The sequence below is a fragment of the Porphyromonas sp. COT-108 OH1349 genome (assembly GCF_000768755.1).
Taxonomy (GTDB): Bacteria; Bacteroidota; Bacteroidia; order Bacteroidales; family Porphyromonadaceae; genus Porphyromonas_A; species Porphyromonas_A canoris.
This window is the reverse complement of the sequence record NZ_JRAH01000027.1, coordinates 1-551: the sequence shown is the minus strand read 5'-3', so window position 1 is coordinate 551 and position 551 is coordinate 1. Positions and strand designations below refer to the sequence as shown.

The following is a 551-nucleotide window of genomic DNA, read 5'->3' as shown; positions in this document are numbered from 1 at the left end:
GAGGGCAGTATGGACGAGAAGTCGGGAATGAATTTTTCCGAGTATGTAGCCATTCTTTCAGGAAATACCGACTTGTTGGAAAAGGCGAAATTGGAAAAGAAAATAGCCGGTTTGGAGAGTGAGCGACAGGCCTTCATCCGCAGTAAATCNGACTTGTTGGAAAAGGCGAAATTGGAAAAGAAAATAGCCGGTTTGGAGAGTGAGCGACAGGCCTTCATCCGCAGTAAATCATCCTCCCGAAGTCGTTTAGAGGAGGTTATGCGAGCAGTGGATAGCAATAGGGAACTGATTGGTCGTTTCAGAAGCGATTGGGATTTATACCAAAGCCGAGTGCAAAAAGATAAAGAGGGCAACATACTCAACCCGATAACACTCAAAGGAGTAGAGGGTAGAGACCCCAAACGCATTGCAGCCAAACTGACAGAAATCAATGAAAAAGCACGTACTCAGGGAGAATACTTTAGTATTGGAAGCCTCTACGGATTTAATCTCGTGGTCAAGACAGAATCCTCTTCCAAAGATCTGTTTGACCTTTCACAGAACAAATTCTT

The 551-nt window shown here is 44.4% G+C and carries 1 protein-coding gene; it reads left to right on the top strand.

Annotated features, from left to right (window positions below; translation table 11 throughout):
* On the top strand, positions 1 to 551 hold a 551-nt coding region (locus JT26_RS06570; RefSeq protein ID WP_036847932.1), incomplete at both ends, for a hypothetical protein.